The sequence below is a fragment of the Periweissella cryptocerci genome, from assembly GCF_004358325.1.
Taxonomy (GTDB): domain Bacteria; phylum Bacillota; class Bacilli; order Lactobacillales; family Lactobacillaceae; genus Periweissella; species Periweissella cryptocerci.
Genome location: NZ_CP037940.1, coordinates 611652 through 629359 on the forward strand (window position 1 = coordinate 611652; position 17708 = coordinate 629359).

Below are 17708 nucleotides of genomic sequence, written 5' to 3' on the forward strand. Positions count from 1 at the left end.
TGTCCCATTTGGTGCATTAACTAAGTGCATTAACTGTAAAAATATTATCCGCAACTTTTTTAGCAAATTCCATATCGTGGGTCACGACAATTTGCGTAATTCCATCAGCTTTTAAATGTAATAATAAATCAGCAACTTCATCGCGCATTGATGGATCCAAGGCCGACGTTGGTTCATCATATGCCAATAAGCGTGGTCGCATCGCCAAAGCCCGGGCAATTGCTACGCGCTGCTTCATACCACCGGAAAGTTCAAATGGATACAATTGTCCTTTATCGCTCAACTGCAACTTTTGCAGTAACTCCTGTGCCACAGTATCATATGTTGCCTTAGCCTGCTTCAAAACCAGCTTAGGGGCAAGCGTCACATTTTCATACACGGATAAATTAGGAAATAAATTAAAATCTTGGAAAACTACCCCAATAATATTATCCTCTGCTTTTTGACTTTGTGGATCAAATGGTTGTCCATCCAGTAAAAATTCACCACTATCCACACTTTGCAACCCCGTCAATGAGCGGAGCAAAGTTGTTTTACCAGCACCAGAAGGACCAACAATAGCAAGAATTTCACCATCATCGACTGACAAATTAATACCATCAAGAATTGTTCGCCCGTTAAATGTTTTTTTTATATTTTTTAACTCTAACATACAGTTACTCCTTCATAATTCGTTTGAACTTATGCGCATTTATTTATAATAAGAATAGTGCTTTTCAAAGGCGCGTAAGGCCAATGTTGTCACCGCAGTCAAGAGTAAATAGATAATCCCAACCATGATGAACGGTGTTAACGTGACATCGCGTGCAGCCGCGATATTCCCCGCCCGTAAAAGATCTCCCAGGCCAATAACATAAACCAACGACGAATCTTTAATCAAGTTAATCACTTCGTTCCCAATTGGTGGTACTACACTTTTAAACACTTGCGGTAAGATAATTTTACGCTGGGTTTGCATTGGTGATAAATGTAATACTTTAGCCGCTTCATATTGTCCTTGTGGAACCGCTTGAATACCACCACGAAAGATTTCTGCGAAGTATGCTGCATAATTTAAAATAAAGGCAAACAAGGCCGCGTCATAACGTTGGAACACAATTCCAATAATTGGTAGCCCATAAAAAACAAAAATCAATTGGAGCAACAATGGCGTGCCACGCATTAACCAGACATAGCCATTTAACACCCACCGGAGTGGTGCGATATTTGATTTCAATCCCAAGCCGGCCAAAATTCCCAAAGGTACAGCGCCGACAATCGTCCAAAAGAAGACTTTCAATGTCATCCACGCCCCGGAGAGCAATGATGGCAAAATGGTTTCAATATAGTGCATTCGCTAATCCTCACATATTCATTATTTTTAGTATTATCAATTGTAAAACGTTGTATTCCATAAAACATAAAAGCACCCTCTCAGCTATTAATAGCTAAGAGGGTGCTTATCTGCACGGTTCCACCTCATGTTCGATAATTGTTCACACAATTATCCTTACAGGGTTAAATAATTAACCCTAGCACGTTAACGATGCTACCCGAACTAGCCTACTGACATATGTCACATTCAGCTAATCAACTCACAGACGTGGTTCATTAATGACGCTGACCTTGTTTCCACTCCCCAAGGCTCTCTGTACATTGCCATTAACTACTCTTCTGTTCTTCGTTTTTATCTTAAAAATAAGCATAAACACCAAGCTCACAAAAGTCAACCAAATTAATTTTCTTTCAGGTATGAAAACAGCATATTAAGTGGCACATACAGCACCGCCGCCAACACCACATTTAGAGCTAGAGTTGGCGTAAACGTGTGTAAAATATACATCAATGGCGTATCAACCATTAAATCAGCCACGTTGGCAGCTAAATAACTAAACACTTGTAAAACGGTCAGCGATAAAATGAAAACCATTAAAACCGACAAAACCGAATCAGACAAGTAATACCGTAATTCTCTAGCTAACCAAATCATTACTGGTAATCCTACGGTAAATCCACCGATAATACCTGTATAGAACATATCATAAATCAACCCAGCCACAAGGGCCCAAACATACAATGGGATACCGTCATCATCTAATTGATAAACAACGCCATAAACTAGCCAGATGACTAAAAACATCGGTAGAATATGATTCCCACCACGGGTTAAAATCCCCGCCATGTTGCTAAACAGTGCTCCGTCCAAAAACAAAGCAAAGAACATCACTAAGGGGAAAATCCATTTTAATTTTGTATGATAACCACCAAACAATCCAAACATGCGCCTTCCCCTTTAAGTGTGTTCAACTGCCGGTTGATTCACACTTCGCTTTTTAATAATTATTTGTGCATTGCAATCGAAACAACTGGAATATTTCCAAAGTCTGTTGCTGGTTCAATAATAACCGACTTAGACAGGCCAGTGTCACCATTTGTAACTTGATCAACTTGACCAACATACAAACCTTCAGGTGTCACACCACCAAGCCCACTCGTAATTACCTTATCGCCCTTTTCGATTTTAACCTTTGAAGTCACTTCACCCATGACAATCCGATTAGTATCCTTATTGAAGCTCGTAATAATACCGTGCACCGTTTCACCGGCCTTGTTCGTCACTTGAATGGCAAAGCGGTTAGCCGCTTCATTATCATCCGACAATAGTTCAACCTTAGCTGTCGTACCATCGACTTCACTGATACGCCCAATCAAACCTTTACCAGCCACAACTGGCATATTTTTTTGAACACCCGCATTTTGACCAACATTAATTACTAGTTGGCTCATCCATGATGATGGTGCCCGACTAATCACAACTGCATTCATTAATGAATAATCCGTTAATGTAGTTCCCAACTTCAATTGGGCTTTCAATGCTTTGTTTTCGTTTTCTAAAACTTGGGCACGCACCTTTTCTTGGGCCAAATCATCAACCTTGGAACGAAGCTTTGTGTTTTCTTGATAAGTTGAGAGGAGTTGTGCCACGGAATCGTAACCTTGATGGGCTTCACTAACTGGCCAATTAATCACTCGCGCTATTAATCCCGAAACATCGTTACCAATTTTTTGAATAAATGGTGGTGTCGCCCGGCGATCACGAATCATAACCGATCCAGTTAACAAAGCAATCGTCACAATGACACCAATGATAAAGTACACTAGTCGACGACTTGAAAAAAACTTCATCAACTTGATCCTCTCTTTCATCTTAAAATTTATTTACTATCTCTAGTGTATAACAACTAAAAGGCGCACAGGTTTCCCAAGCGCGCCCATTTATGAATTCTTAACTTTATTTAGTCTTTCGTAAAGCATCAATTGACTTCAGAGCTTCACCAGTCCCAATTGCGACTGCATCTAATGGTTCAGGTGCAATAAATACTGGTACCTTAGTTGATTCTGAAATGACATCATCTAAGTGCTTAAGTAAAGCGCCACCACCAGTTAAAACAATCCCGTGATCAATAACGTCAGCGGCAATTTCTGGTGAAGTTTCTTCTAATGTTTCACGAATGGCAATGATGATTTCAGCAATCACGTCCTTGATGGCCATGGCAACATCTTCTGCGGTCACTTCGATAGTCTTAGGTAAACCTGAAACTAAATCACGCCCGCGCGCTTGTGCCCCGTCCATTGTCTTGGCTGCTTCAACATCGGCTGAACCGATTTCAAACTTCAAACGTTCGGCCGTTTGTTCACCAATTGTCACGTTGTATTTTTTACGAATGTAAGTTGAGATTGCTTCATCTAAAGCATCCCCAGCTTTACGGATTGAGCGACTTGACACAATCCCACCAAGTGAAATCGTGGCCACATCGGTCGTACCACCACCCATGTCAACAACCATTGAGCCGGTTGGTTCCATTACTGGCAATCCGGCACCAACAGCGGCAGCAAATGGTTCTTCAATCACATACGCATCACGCGCTCCGGCAACACGCGCAGCATCAATTACTGCCCGCTTTTCAACCGCAGTCACACCTGATGGTACTCCAATGGTTACGTATGGTTTTTGACCACGCGCTCCAAGGGCCTTCGTTAAGTAATACTTAAGCATGGCAACTGTTGTGTCATAATCAGCGATGACACCATCGCGCATTGGGCGAATCGCCTTAATACTGCCAGGTGTCCGACCAATCATTTCCCGCGCTGCTTCACCAACAGCGACGACTTCGTTTGTTTGAGTATTACGCGCTACCACTGATGGTTCGCGCAACACAATTCCTTTACCTTCAATATAGACAAGGGTATTTGCTGTACCCAAGTCAATTCCAATGTTTCGTTGTCCAAATGATAACACGTTGCTACTTCCTTTCGTCACTGTGTTCATAACTCCGTGTATTATACCATACAGAAAATTACTTGACAGTATTTGAACTCCAATTCTTAGTAAGTTCTTATTAATTGTGTCGTCTGCCATCATTTCAGACGGGTGATTATACCATTGTATTATACGCTGACCCACGATATCAAAATGAGGATACCACGCATAATTATGTATTCCGTTTGGCGTGGGATTGAAAAAGTCGTAGTTGGCCGAAAATCATTGAAAACCAATTAAGCCGCTGAAATAACGCGCAAGTTTAATCAATCTGTAATTCAGTGATCGTTCAGAATTAATAATACGTAAATTAGTATTAATCAAAATTGGTTCGTGAAATCGATATGTTATTGATATAGCGTGTCTACTCTTTGACTATCCGCATTTTTACCGCAGTAAATTGTCTGTGATTAAAATATCACTTCTGACAATTCGTTGGAACACAGAATCAATCAAATCAGTTATCGCTGATTATGTGATGTGCTCAAAACTAGTGCCTAAGGTATATTCCGTGATACGCGAGCACTCTTAAACAACAGTACAGAAATGAGAATCCCACGGCAGACGGAATCGGGTCCCTCAATCCACTGTGTGCCTGGAAATCACTTAACGCACCACGTTGGAAACAACCTACCAGAACAAAAAACTGTTTCTATTTATTCTAGTGCAGAATCGCCGTTTCTGTACTTTTCAATCACCTAATTACTGAATTTCTATTGGTCCTTGGTGTTGGTTTTTTCATGCTACTGTGGCCTGACTAGTTGGAGCATTATACCTAACTAACGGAGTGCCGGTAAATTGCTTGGCGGGCGTAGCCTTTACATCGCGACTGGGGTGATATGTGTGAAACACATGTCGCCGCTGAGGATAAGATGAGGAGTCTTAGGAATTTATTCCTTAGACTCCCAGCTTGTCCAAACCTCACAAGACCGCACTTTGGCTTGGGAGGTTGCTTCCAGCGTGGTGCGCCAAGTAATTTACTGGCACGGAGTGGCCAATTTTATTCAATCCCACGTTAGTCAGAATAGAAAAAACTCATGCAGCTAATCATAAAATGATTTTCCTGCATGAGGATAAAATATTATTATTCAACTAGCATCTGCGTGGGCTTAACAACTAGTGCTGATACTAGGAATGCGATAAGGTACAGACCAGCGATGACAATAAACACTGTTTGATAGGTCATCCCTAGCCCATGGACGATGTAACTTGCCAACTGATTACCTGACAAACCAGCTACCGCCCACGCAGTAAGCGCAAGTCCGTGAATCTTTGAGATGGCTTTCATACCAAAACGGTCAGAAAGTAAAGGTGGTAACGCAGAGAACCCGCCACCATACCCCGCATTAATTAAGAAGAAGGTTGCAACCAAGATGATTGGCATCGCCGCACTTGTATCCGGTAGGAAGTACGCCAACAGTGACATGATAATTGAAATACCAAAAATTAATTTGTAAACCGAGTTACGATCTTTCAAGTGATCTGACAAGGTTGCAAACCCGACCCGACCCGCAGCATTGAAGAACGCATCAATACTAACAACTAGGGTGATTGCTGCAACCGAGAAAACTGCTCCTTGCGCATTAGTCAAATCAGCCAAGATATCTTTTTCTTGCGAAATAATCGCTAATCCCGCCGTGATATTTAGATAAAACATGATCCAGATACCAATAAACGTTGAGTTTTTCAAGAAAGCAGTTGGCTTGAACTTATTCACTAATGGTTCTTCATGCCAATTCAACGGTTTCCGAATCAGTGCCGTACCAGTCAACATCATGATAGCAAATACGACTGCTAAAATGATAAACATTTGCCATAAACCAAATGAGTTAGTCAAAGCTACCATAATTGGTGAAAAAATCATCTTAGCTAAGCCAAATCCGGCAACTGCAAGTCCAGTCCCCAACCCCTTGTTGTCTTTGAACCAGAGCATCAAATTCTTAACTGGCGTCAAATAGCCAATCCCTAAACCAATGCCCATAATTACCCCATAGAAAATATAAATCCCTATTAATGATTTATGTTGGATGCTAAAGCCTGTTCCAATCATTCCAACTACGAAAAACAAGGTTGATAGCAAAGCCGACTTTTTAATATCTTGTTCAACAAAATGCCCAAGAACTGCGGCTGATAAGCCTAAAAATAAAATCGCAATTGAAAAGGCCCACTCGACGTTAGGCACTGAAGCCCCAATATAGTCTGCCACGGATTGTTTAAAAACGCTCCAAGCGTAGACTGTCCCGATACTCCCATGAATTAACAATGCAGGTAACGCTGCGCGCATCCATTTATTTTCCATTCAAACCCCATTCTTCTCTGCTGTAAAATGCAATTCACTACTACCCTATTTAATCATAGCCAACTAGCTCTTGTAAACACAAAATGCGTACATTTCGATTTATTTTTTCTCTAAAAATAACAAAAACACGAACTTTGAGAATTCCATTTCGTTAAAATAGGTAAAATTAACTAAAAAAGTGCAATCTAAGCTTGCGGATTGCACTTTTCAATCATCGAATTACTGTGGTTCTATTATCAGTGTTTTTTCCATGCTACTACGGCCTGTGGTTGGTACCTATTTTTCACTAGTTTATTCAATCCCACGCCAGACGTAATAGGATCAATAATTTTAGAACAAGCCCACAATTGTTCCATTTTCATCAATATCGATATGGTTTGCTGCTGGATCTGCCGGCAAACCAGGCATTGTAAGCACGTTCCCAGTCATGGCGACAATAAAGCCTGCCCCGAGCTTAGGAATGAATTCACGGACATGGATTGTGAAATCTTTAGGTGCGCCGAGTTGCTTAGCATTATCCGTCAATGAATATTGTGTTTTGGCCATCACGACTGGTAATTTATCCCAACCAAGCTTTTGGAAACGCTTCAATTGTGTCTTTGCTTTGGCATCAAGTTCAACATCCTTACCACCATAAATTTCCGTCACAATTTTTTCCATCTTGGTCATTAATTCATCTTCTGGGGCATAGAGTGGTTTAAATTCACCCGTGTTTTCAACACTAGCTACAACTGCCCGTGCTAAATCTTCGGCGCCTTCACCACCATTTGCCCACACGTTAGCTAACACGGCTTCCACGCCGAATTGCTTCGTGTATTCTTGGACAGTCGCAATTTCTACATCCGTATCAGCGGTAAATTGGTTAATTGCCACGACCACTGGAACGTTGTAGCGTTGCATACTTTGAATATGCTTACCTAAGTTAGCCAAACCGGCTTCTAAAGCTGCGACATCTTCGTTATCTAATTCGGCTAATGGCTTACCACCGTGGAGTTTAAGCGCCCGAATTGTCGCAACAATCACGATTGTATCTGGTGTTTTACCTAAAATTGGGGTCTTGATATCCAAGAATTTTTCACCACCAAGATCGGCGCCAAAACCACCTTCAGTAATGGCATAATCAGCCAACTGCAAAGCTGCCCGCGTGGCTTGAACTGAATTGGTACCTTGGGCGATATTAGCAAATGGACCACCGTGCACCACAACTGGTGTGTGCGCCAACGTTTGCACTAAGTTAGGCTTAATTGCATCTTTAAGTAACACCGTCAAAGCACCCGCAACACCAAGCTGATCAACTGTCACTGGTTCACGATCGTAAGTATAACCAATCACAATGCGCTTAATACGGGCTTTTAAATCTGACAAATCATTTGAAAGCGTCAAAATTGCCATTAATTCTGAAGCCACCGTAATATCAAACCCATCTTCACGAGGAACCCCACTAGTTGGTGAACCTAACCCAATGATTGTGTGGCGTAAAGCCCGATCATTAATATCTAAAACGCGTTTCCAAATCATCCGGCGTGGATCAATATTCAGAGCGTTCCCTTGATAAATATGATTATCAATCACCGCTGCCAATGTATTATGGGCACTTGTCAAAGCATGAAAATCACCCGTAAAGTGAAGATTAATATCATCCATTGGGACAACTTGGCTATAACCACCACCCGTTGCACCACCCTTAACACCCATCACGGGGCCAAGTGATGGTTCACGTAGTGCGATCATGGCGTTTTTCCCGAGGCGTGATAAACCATCACCTAAACCAACAGTTACCGTTGACTTACCTTCACCAGCAGGGGTTGGATTAATCGAAGTTACCAGAATTAACTTCCCCTTCATTGGGTCATTTTTACGGTTTTGCAAATTTAATTTCGCTTTGTAGTGACCGTATTGTTCTAATTCTTCAGGTTTGATACCAATTTTATCAGCAATTTCGTTGATTGGTTGTAGCTTTGCAGCTTGGGCAATTTCAATATCTGTCAGCATTCATTTTCTCCTAAGTTATCTGGATTATTATCAGTTTCAATTAACTAATTGACAAGCGCCTTTGCACCAATATCACGACGATATTGCAAGGGTGTGTCGAGTTGCTCTAAGTAATCATAAACTAAATGCTGCGCTTCCTCAATATCTGACGCGTGCGCAATTACAGTTGCGACGCGTCCACCTGCCGTCACTAAGCCATTAGTTGACTGTGCGACACTAGCATAATTAATTTCTAATGGCTTGGGCACGTTGGTTGGTACGATTTGGCCTTTCGTGGCGCTGACTGGATAATTGCTCGATGCCAACACAACGCCAAGGTATGTTTGTGCTGTTTGCCACTTAGCCGAAACTGGTTTCCCCGTAACTAACCCTAGCAACACTTCATATAAATCACTTTCTAATTGCGGCAAAACAACTTGCGCTTCCGGGTCACCAAAACGCACATTAAATTCAATCGTTTTAGGGCCAGTTACGGTTTGCATTATGCCGGTATACAAAATACCAGTAAATGGTCGACCTTCTGCCTTCATCGCTGCTAAAGTTGGTTCAACAATCGTTTGAATTGCCGCATCAACCATAGCTTGACTAAACTGTGGCACAGGACTATATGCGCCCATTCCACCTGTATTTGGTCCTAAATCACCATTCAATAACCGTTTGTGATCTTGTGCAATCGGCGTATGAATCACTTGATTTTCACCTACGAGGCTAAACAATGAAAATTCTTGTCCAACCAAATACTCTTCAATCACCAATTTTGTATCGGGCGCCTGCGCGTACACTTGCGTTAGATACTGTTGCGCAGCTCCCGCGCTCTCAATAATCGTGACACCTTTACCAAGCGCCAAACCATCGGCTTTGAATACTAAGGGGTAAGTTTGGGTCGCAATGTATGTTTGCGCACTCACAAAATCATTGACGACTTGATATTTGGCAGTTGGAATTGCATATTTTTGTAATAAGTCTTTTGTAAATGATTTTGAGCCTTCAAGCACCGCCGCTGCTCCACTTGGCCCAAAAATTGGTAATCCAACTTGCCGAAATTCATCAACAATTCCATCAATCAAAGGATTTTCCATCCCAACAACCGTTAATTCAAACGCTTGTTGCTGAGCAAAAGTAACTAAGCCCGCCAAATCATCAACTGCAATGGCGACTGTTTCAATGCCTTCACCAGTAATACCTGGATTCCCCGGGGCGACAAAAACTTTATCAACTTGGGGACTAGCAATTAACTTTTGGGCAAAAGCATGTTCACGCGCCCCTGTTCCAATCACTAAAACTTGCGCCATGAAAAATTCTCCTCGTGTTTTTAGTGTTTAAAGTGGCGATTATTTGAAAATACCAACGCAATACCCAGTTCATTGGCTTTATCAATTGAATCTTGATCCTTAATTGAGCCACCTGGTTCGACAATCGCTGTAATTCCATGCGTTGCAGCATATTCAACTGAGTCGTTCATTGGGAAGAACGCATCTGATGCTAAAACTGCTTCGCCAAATGCTGGTTTAACTTGGGCGTGATCAATGGCAATTTTAACTGAGTCAATCCGGTTAGGTTGCCCAGCCCCCACGCCTAACGTTTGGCCATTAGCAGCCACAATGATTGCGTTAGATTTAACGTGTTTTACAGCCTTTTGCGCAAAGACTAGCGCTTCAAGTTGAACTTTGGTTGGCTGTGCTTCTGAAACAACTTTAAAATCAGCTAAGTCTTCGGTTACTAAATCACGGTCTTGAACTAAAATCCCACCTAGAACTGAGACCACATCTTGCTTAGCGGCGATTGGTTGATTAATTGGTAATTGCAATAAGCGCAAGTTTTTCTTTTTAGCCAATTCCGTAAACGCTTCTTCAGTGTAACTAGGCGCAATGATAATTTCTAAAAATATCTTGTGCATTGCTTGGGCAGTTTCTAGATCAACTTCACGATTTAAAACAACCACACCACCAAAGATTGAAATATCGTCAGCCTTAAAGGCTTTATCCCAAGCTTCAAATAGCGTATCAGCTTGACCAATTCCCGCCGGATTCATGTGCTTTAACGTCACCACTGTTGGTTTGTTATTAAAATCAGCAATTACACGTAATGCTGCATCTGCATCGCGGAGGTTATTGTATGATAATTTCTTACCGTGCAATACTTCGGCTGCTAAAATTGAATAGTTTTCAGGTTGATCACTAACGTAGGCGGTCGCACTTTGGTGGGCATTTTCACCATAACGTAAGGCATCGTATTTTGTAAAACTCAAAGTTAAGTTTTCAGGATATGTTTCCGTTGTTAGATAGTTGGCAATCAAACTATCATAAGCGGCCGTATGTTGGAACACCTTTGCGGCAAATTGACGCCGAACAGCTGGTGTTAAACCATCATTTTTTAGTAATTCAATCGCTTGGGGATAATCTGCTGGATCAACGATTGGGAGCACAGCAGCGTGATTTTTAGCAGCTGAACGTAACATTGATGGTCCACCAATATCGATTTGTTCGATTGCTTGGGCAAATGTTACATCAGGTTTAGCAATAGTTTCTTTGAATGGGTACAAATTAACGACTACCACGTCAATTGGTTCAATCCCATGTTCTTTGATTGTCGCCATGTGCTCTGGCAAATCCCGACGAGCTAACAAGCCACCATGGACATTCGGATGTAAAGTTTTAACCCGACCATCCAGCATTTCAGGGAAACCAGTAATTTCATCAATCGGCGTCACTGGTAAATTAGCGGCCGCCAAAACTTTTAACGTGCCCCCCGTTGAAACCAATTGATAATCTAATTCATGTAAACTTTGCGCTAATTCAACCAAACCTGTTTTATCAGAAACACTCAACAATGCACGCTTCATAATTTATTAATCCTCCGTTGTGATTAACTGTGCTAGGACTGTGGGATAAAGTTCATGTTCAACTGCATGGATCTGAGTTTCAAGGGCTGCCAATCCTTTTCCGGCTTCAATTGGCACAACCGCTTGTTGGATAATTTCACCGGTATCAATGCCGGCATCGACATAATGGACTGTGACACCCGTTTCTGTGACACCGGCATTGAATGCATCTAAAATTCCGTGACGCCCAGGAAAATTTGGTAGTAAGGCGGGGTGAATATTAATCACACGCTTAGGATAAATATCCAATAGCGTTGGCGTTAAAATTCGCATATAACCTGCTAATAAAATCAAATCAACACTAGCAGCTTGTAGCTTTGCGACCAACGCCAATTCGGCCGCTTGTTTGTTTGGAAAACTTTTATAATTAAGATAAAAGGCTGGCACATTGCGTTCTTTGGCGCGTTCAATCACCGCAATATCGGGGTGATCAACCACTAACAACACAATTTGAGCAGGCAATTGTTGGGCCGTAATCGCATCAGCTAAGGCGACAAAATTAGTCCCGGTTCCAGAAGCAAAGATGGCCAGTTTAGTATTCATAATTCAACTTTCCTTCCATCACAATTGCATCTGTTCCAGTTTTTTCACCAATCACACCAATTCGTGTCACTTGTTCCAATGAATGTTGCAACTTGTTAATTACTTTGGCCACATCTTCAGGATGGACGACTAGGACAAACCCGATACCTAAATTAAAGGTACGTAACATATCAGCATCACTCACGTTTCCTACTTGGGCTAGTTCGGCAAATATCTTAGGAATGTGCCAACTGGAACATTCTAGGTTAGCTTGTAAATGTGCTGGCAATGTTCGCGGTAAATTTTCAACGAGGCCGCCACCCGTAATATGTGCTGCCCCAACTACTAAGCCCGCCTCAATTACGGGTAGGACATTCTTAACATACAACCGGGTTGGTTTCAGCAAGGCCACTTGTTGCGCTTGTGGTAAATCTTTGAAATCACGTTGCTGGTTCGTCAGTAACAATTGGCGGACCAATGAAAACCCATTTGAATGGAGCCCATTTGAGGCAATTCCCAATACAACATCCCCCGCTTGCACATTGGCTGGATTCAAGAGTTTTGCTTGATCGGCGATACCGACGGCAAAACCGGCTAAATCATAATGCTTGGGTGCATACATTGCTGGTAGTTCAGCCGTTTCGCCCCCAATTAATGCCATCCCAGTCGCTTGACACGCCTGAGCAATTCCACGGACAACTTCGCTAACATGTTCCGGCCGGACTTTGTCGATACCTAGATAATCCAGCATGAACAATGGTTTGGCACCTTGCGCTAAAATATCATTTGCAACCATCGCCACCAAATCTTGGCCAACGGTGTGATGTTGATTAGCTTCAATCGCTAGCAATAATTTAGAACCGACACCATCACTGCCCGCAACTAAAACTGGTTGTTCATAGCCGGTTGGTAACCTAAACAGACTGCCAAAGCCACCCAGTCCGCTTAGAACATTATCATTATGCGTTGCTTCTACATCGACTTTCATCAGCTCAACAGCGCGGTTTCCTGCGGTAATATCCACCCCTGCGGCGGCATATGCATCTGTCATCTAAGGTTCCTCCATAAAATCAACTACCCCAGCATCTACAAATGGTTGCATTGCTGGTGCGTAATCATAAATTGGTGATGGATAGTGGCCATCAAAGTAAGCCGTCGTTAACCCTGTTCCTTGTTCCGTTTTTAAACCAATCGCATCAACCAACCCATCCACGCTTAAAAATTCTAAACTATCGGCGCCAATCATCGCCGTCATTTCGGCTAATGAATGGTTAGCAGCCATCAATTCCTCAGTGGTTTGCATATCAATGCCATAAAATGATGGAAACCGGAAACGTGGTGAGCCAATCCGCACGTGCACTTCACTAGCACCAGCCTCGCGGAGCATCCGCACAATGTACATTGACGTCGTCCCACGCACAATTGAATCATCCACTAAAACAACCCGCTTACCTGCAACGACTCCGCGAACTGACGAGAGCTTCATTCGGACTGCCCGTTCTCGGCGGTCTTGGGTTGGTTCAATAAAAGTCCGCGCAATGTATTGATTCTTAACCAAGCCCATTTCATTTGGCAAGCCAGTTGCTTCGGCATAACCAGAAGCGACTGATAGTGATGAGTTAGGCACACCAACGACAATATCAGCATCCACGGCATGTTCTGCGGCCAAAGTTGCCCCCATTCGTTTGCGAGCCGTATGCACATTAACTCCGTATATATCTGAATCGGGGCGGGCAAAATAGATATATTCCATTGAATCAATTTGCAACGCGGTATTTTCTGTAAAATGATCAATGTGCATGCCGGCATCATCAATTGTGACTAATTCACCCGGTTGGACATCGCGAACAAATTTTGCACCCACAACATTTAGCGCTGCTGTTTCACTAGTGACCACATATTGACCACCATCAACTTGCCCGATAACAAATGGCCGAAAGCCGTGCGGATCCAAGGCCGCATACAACGCATCGGGTGTTAATAATAGGAAAGCAAAGCCCCCATGAACTTGATTCAAAGCGTCCTTAATCTTTGCGCCCATCGTTTCTGCAGGCGACCGGCGAATCAGATGTAACAGAATTTCTGAATCTGAACTTGATTGGAAAATCGCGCCATCGGTTTCTAATTGTTTGCGCAGCGTGAATTGATTAGTTAAGTTACCATTGTGTGCTAAAGCAATTTGACTATCGCTAAAGTGCGCCAACAGTGGTTGAATATTTTCAATCCCGTTTGAACCTGAAGTTGCGTACCGTACGTGGCCAACGGCAGCATCACTACCAGCTAAATTTTGGAGCGCGGTCCCACGACCAAAGACATCTGCTAACAAACCTAAGCCACGTTCTTGCCGTAATTTTCCGTTTTGTCGGCCAACAATTCCCGCACCTTCTTGCCCGCGGTGTTGTAATGCGTGTAGGCCATAATACGTCATGTCAGCCGCTTCGTTGACACCCCAAACACCAAAAATACCACATTCTTCATTTAAGCCTTTTGTATCTTGGCCCATTACTTTAATAGCCATGAAATTGCGTCCTTCCAAGTTGCGTATGCTTGTTTTGCTGTGACATTCAACTGTGCGTCATTTGCTGTAATTACAATATTTTGTTCTGCGCTAACATGGCCTAATAACGTTGCTTGTGAGCCAACAAGTTTTTCAAATTCAGTTTGTTTGGCCGGATTTACAGATACGACAAAGCGTCCTTGTGTTTCGCTGAAGAGTTGGGCAGCTGAACCATCGAAGCGTGCGACCAAGCCAAATTCTGTGCCAAATACAATTTCAGCGAGGCCAACCGCTAAGCCGCCTTCCGCCAAATCGTGGGCGCTGTTGATTAAGCCAGCGCGAATCGCTTGTAAAACAATTTGTTGATTGCGTTGTTCTGCTGCCGCATCAAAATCAAACAAACGGCCACTGATTTCACCGGCGAGCATCTTTTGAATTTCGGTACCATTATATGCATCGGTCGTGTTACCAATCACATAAATTAAGTCATCTGCATTTTTCACGGTTTGCGTCGTAATATGGACGACATCCGTGTGCAACCCAACCATGCCAATCATCGGTGTTGGGTAAATATCCTCACCGTTGTACTCGTTGTAGAGTGAAACATTTCCCGAAATCACCGGTGTATTCAACCGTTTCGCAAAGTCAGTAATTCCTTGAACTGCTTGATCAAGTTCGTAATAAACTTCTGGCTTATCGGGATTACCAAAATTCAAGCAATCAGTAATACCAATGGGTTCTGCCCCTGAAGCAATAATGTTACGCGCTGCTTCAGCCATCGCTATTTGCCCACCGATAAATGGATCTAAATATAAGTAGCGCCCATTGACATCCGTCGTCATTGCGAGGGCTTTTTTCGTCCCGCGAATCCGGACGACGGCCGCATCACTTCCTGGCTTCACCACCGTATTAGTGCGTACCATCGAATCAAAGTGCCGGAATAAATCAGCCTTGGAAGCAATGGTTGGCTGCGCTAACATTTGCAAGAACGTTGCTTGTAAATCCGTAATGACCGGTTGATATTGAGCTGGATTAGCATTGCTAATACGGGCAGGCTTTTTTGCGGGTAATTCGTATTTAGGCGCTTTCGTTAAAGTTTGCGCATCGATATCGGCAACCGTTTCACCTTTAAAATCTAAACGATATTGGCCGTCATCCGTCACTTTCCCAATCACCACGGCATCCAGACCAGCGTTCGCAAACACATCAATTGCTTCTTGCTCATGCCCTTGCTTAATGACAAGTAACATCCGCTCTTGTGATTCAGAAAGCATTAACTCATACGGTGTCATACCTGTTTCACGTTGAGGGACAAGGTCCAGGTTCAACTGAATTCCCATCCCGGCTTTAGAAGCCATTTCTGCTGAAGAAGAAACTAACCCAGCTGCTCCCATATCTTGAATGCCGACCACGATGTCTGCATGGTCACGCACAATCGCAATTGTGGCATCCATTACGAGCTTTTCTGTAAACGGATCACCAACTTGGACGGCGGAACGATCAGCTTCGGCTTCGTCGCTAAATGCTGCCGAGGCAAACGTCGCCCCGTGAATTCCGTCACGTCCAGTCTTGGCGCCAACGTATAAAATTGAGTTATCAACTCCACGCGCTTGGCCAACTTGCATCGCGTCTTGATCAAGCAGCCCGACTGCCATAACATTCACCAATGGGTTCCCCGCATAAGTCTTATCAAAACCGATTTCACCACCGACTGTTGGAATCCCAATCGCATTCCCATAACCCGCAATACCGGCAACAATTTCATTAATTAAATATTTTGTATGTTCGTTATCAATTTCCCCGAACCGTAAGCTATCGAGGACGGCAATTGGTTGAGCACCCATTGAAAAAATATCACGCAAGATTCCACCAACACCCGTAGCTGCTCCTTCATACGGTTCCACTGCCGACGGGTGGTTATGACTTTCGGCTTTGAAAACCACCGCCTGATTGTCGCCGATATCTAATATCCCGGCACCCTCACCTGGCCCTTGCAAAACACGTTCATTTTGCGACCAAAATTTTCGTAAGACTGGTTTTGATTTCTTATACGAAACGTGTTCGCTCCACATTGCTGCAAACAATCCCGTTTCAGTATAGTTAGGCAAGCGCCCTAGTTTATCAGTTGCTAATTGATATTCAGCTTCTGTTAGCCCCCAGGGCAAGTAAATTTTTTCATCACGAATTTGAACTGGTGTTGGTTCAGTGTAAGTCAAAGTCATACGTTGCTAACCTCCAAGTGTGTTGCTAAACTAGCCAGAATTGATTGGAAAAATGCCCGTCCATCAGTATTTCCTAATAACTCGTCAACTGCACGTTCGGGGTGCGGCATCATTCCAAAGACATTACCGGCTTTATTCATCACCCCAGCAATATTTGCCACGGAACCATTGGGATTATCAGTATATGCGAACAGAATCTGATTATTGCCTTGTAACTCTGCCAATTGCGCTTCGTCCACATAGTAATTACCTTCACCATGTGCGATTGGCAACTTGATGGTTGGTGTTTCAAATGCATTAGTGAAAGTTGTCGTAGCATTTGCAATCGTTAAGCCAGTTTCATCACAGATAAAGCCCGGCTGAATATTAGTTTGTAACGCACCTGGTAATAGTCCTGCTTCCGTTAAAATCTGGAAACCATTACAGATACCAACAATAATTTTACCTTGCTGATTTGCCGTGATTAACGCATCCATAACTGGTGAAAATCGAGCAATTGCCCCCGTTCGTAAATAATCACCATACGAGAAGCCACCTGGTAAAAAAATCGCGTCATAAGCACTTAAATCTGTCGTGGTTGCTGGAATGATTGTTGTCTCAATTCCAAACTCATCATGGAGCGCATAGTACATATCATAATCACAATTTGAACCAGGAAAAGTAATTACGGCTGCTTTCATTTTTCAGTTACCTCTTGATTGTGTTTGTACCCATTAAGCCTGACGTAGGTAAGACACATTTCACCCTTCAATTTTTTCGAGTTCGTAGCGGAATACTTCCATGTTGACGTTAATTAGTAACTGTTGACTAAATGCTTCAACTTCTTTAGCAACTTGATTGACATCACTATTATCAAGTTTGATTTCAAAATATTTGCCCATCACGACATCTTGGACATCCGCATATTCCATCCGGTGTAAGGCATCTTTTACGGTTTCACCTTTGGGGTCAAGAATTGAAGGCTTGTAAGTCACATAAATTTTTGCTAAATACAT

The 17708-nt window shown here is 42.8% G+C and carries 15 protein-coding genes and 1 other annotated feature; all 15 genes read right to left on the bottom strand.

Annotation, left to right across the window (positions count from 1 at the left end; genetic code table 11):
* Positions 1-16 precede the first annotated feature (16 nt).
* On the bottom strand, positions 17-652 hold the full coding sequence (locus EQG49_RS02925; protein WP_133362559.1) for an amino acid ABC transporter ATP-binding protein: 636 nt from the start codon (positions 650-652) through the stop codon (positions 17-19).
* A 39-nt stretch (positions 653-691) separates the two neighbouring features.
* A complete protein-coding gene (locus tag EQG49_RS02930) occupies positions 692-1333 on the bottom strand; it encodes an amino acid ABC transporter permease (protein WP_133362560.1) in 642 nt (213 codons plus the stop codon).
* Positions 1334-1428: 95 nt separating this feature from the next.
* Positions 1429-1670 (bottom strand) — a binding site (T-box leader).
* Positions 1671-1714: 44 nt separating this feature from the next.
* Positions 1715-2260 (bottom strand): rod shape-determining protein MreD, encoded by a 546-nt coding sequence (mreD, locus tag EQG49_RS02935; protein ID WP_133362561.1) that lies wholly within the window; start codon positions 2258-2260, stop codon positions 1715-1717.
* A gap of 59 nt (positions 2261-2319) precedes the next feature.
* The gene (gene mreC / locus EQG49_RS02940; protein ID WP_133362562.1) at positions 2320-3168 is read right to left on the bottom strand and encodes a rod shape-determining protein MreC; all 849 of its coding nucleotides are present in this window, start codon (positions 3166-3168) and stop codon (positions 2320-2322) included.
* A 103-nt stretch (positions 3169-3271) separates the two neighbouring features.
* Entirely contained in the window at positions 3272-4279 is a 1008-nt protein-coding gene (locus tag EQG49_RS02945) for a rod shape-determining protein (RefSeq protein ID WP_243115771.1), read from the bottom strand.
* A 1105-nt stretch (positions 4280-5384) separates the two neighbouring features.
* On the bottom strand, positions 5385-6599 hold the full coding sequence (locus EQG49_RS02950; RefSeq protein WP_133362564.1) for an OFA family MFS transporter: 1215 nt from the start codon (positions 6597-6599) through the stop codon (positions 5385-5387).
* Between the two features lie 330 nt (positions 6600-6929).
* Positions 6930-8591 (bottom strand): formate--tetrahydrofolate ligase, encoded by a 1662-nt coding sequence (locus tag EQG49_RS02955; RefSeq protein WP_133362565.1) that lies wholly within the window; start codon positions 8589-8591, stop codon positions 6930-6932.
* A 44-nt stretch (positions 8592-8635) separates the two neighbouring features.
* Entirely contained in the window at positions 8636-9883 is a 1248-nt protein-coding gene (gene purD, locus EQG49_RS02960; protein WP_133362566.1) for a phosphoribosylamine--glycine ligase, read from the bottom strand.
* Positions 9884-9903: 20 nt separating this feature from the next.
* Positions 9904-11433 (bottom strand): bifunctional phosphoribosylaminoimidazolecarboxamide formyltransferase/IMP cyclohydrolase, encoded by a 1530-nt coding sequence (purH, locus tag EQG49_RS02965; RefSeq protein ID WP_133362567.1) that lies wholly within the window; start codon positions 11431-11433, stop codon positions 9904-9906.
* Between the two features lie 6 nt (positions 11434-11439).
* Positions 11440-12015: a phosphoribosylglycinamide formyltransferase gene (purN, locus tag EQG49_RS02970; RefSeq protein ID WP_133362568.1), complete on the bottom strand. Its 576-nt coding sequence runs from the start codon at positions 12013-12015 to the stop codon at positions 11440-11442.
* Positions 12005-13045, bottom strand: coding sequence for a phosphoribosylformylglycinamidine cyclo-ligase (gene purM / locus EQG49_RS02975; protein WP_133362569.1), 1041 nt, complete (start codon positions 13043-13045; stop codon positions 12005-12007). The genes purN and purM overlap by 11 nt, the downstream gene beginning before the upstream one ends.
* Positions 13046-14512: an amidophosphoribosyltransferase gene (gene purF / locus EQG49_RS02980; RefSeq protein ID WP_133362570.1), complete on the bottom strand. Its 1467-nt coding sequence runs from the start codon at positions 14510-14512 to the stop codon at positions 13046-13048.
* A complete protein-coding gene (gene purL / locus EQG49_RS02985; protein WP_133362571.1) occupies positions 14497-16713 on the bottom strand; it encodes a phosphoribosylformylglycinamidine synthase subunit PurL in 2217 nt (738 codons plus the stop codon). The genes purF and purL overlap by 16 nt, the downstream gene beginning before the upstream one ends.
* Positions 16710-17393 (bottom strand): phosphoribosylformylglycinamidine synthase subunit PurQ, encoded by a 684-nt coding sequence (gene purQ / locus EQG49_RS02990; RefSeq protein ID WP_133362572.1) that lies wholly within the window; start codon positions 17391-17393, stop codon positions 16710-16712. Before purQ ends, purL begins: the two co-directional genes overlap by 4 nt.
* Positions 17394-17453: 60 nt before the next feature.
* Complete coding sequence (gene purS, locus EQG49_RS02995; protein WP_133362573.1) at positions 17454-17708, bottom strand: phosphoribosylformylglycinamidine synthase subunit PurS; 255 nt, start codon at positions 17706-17708, stop codon at positions 17454-17456.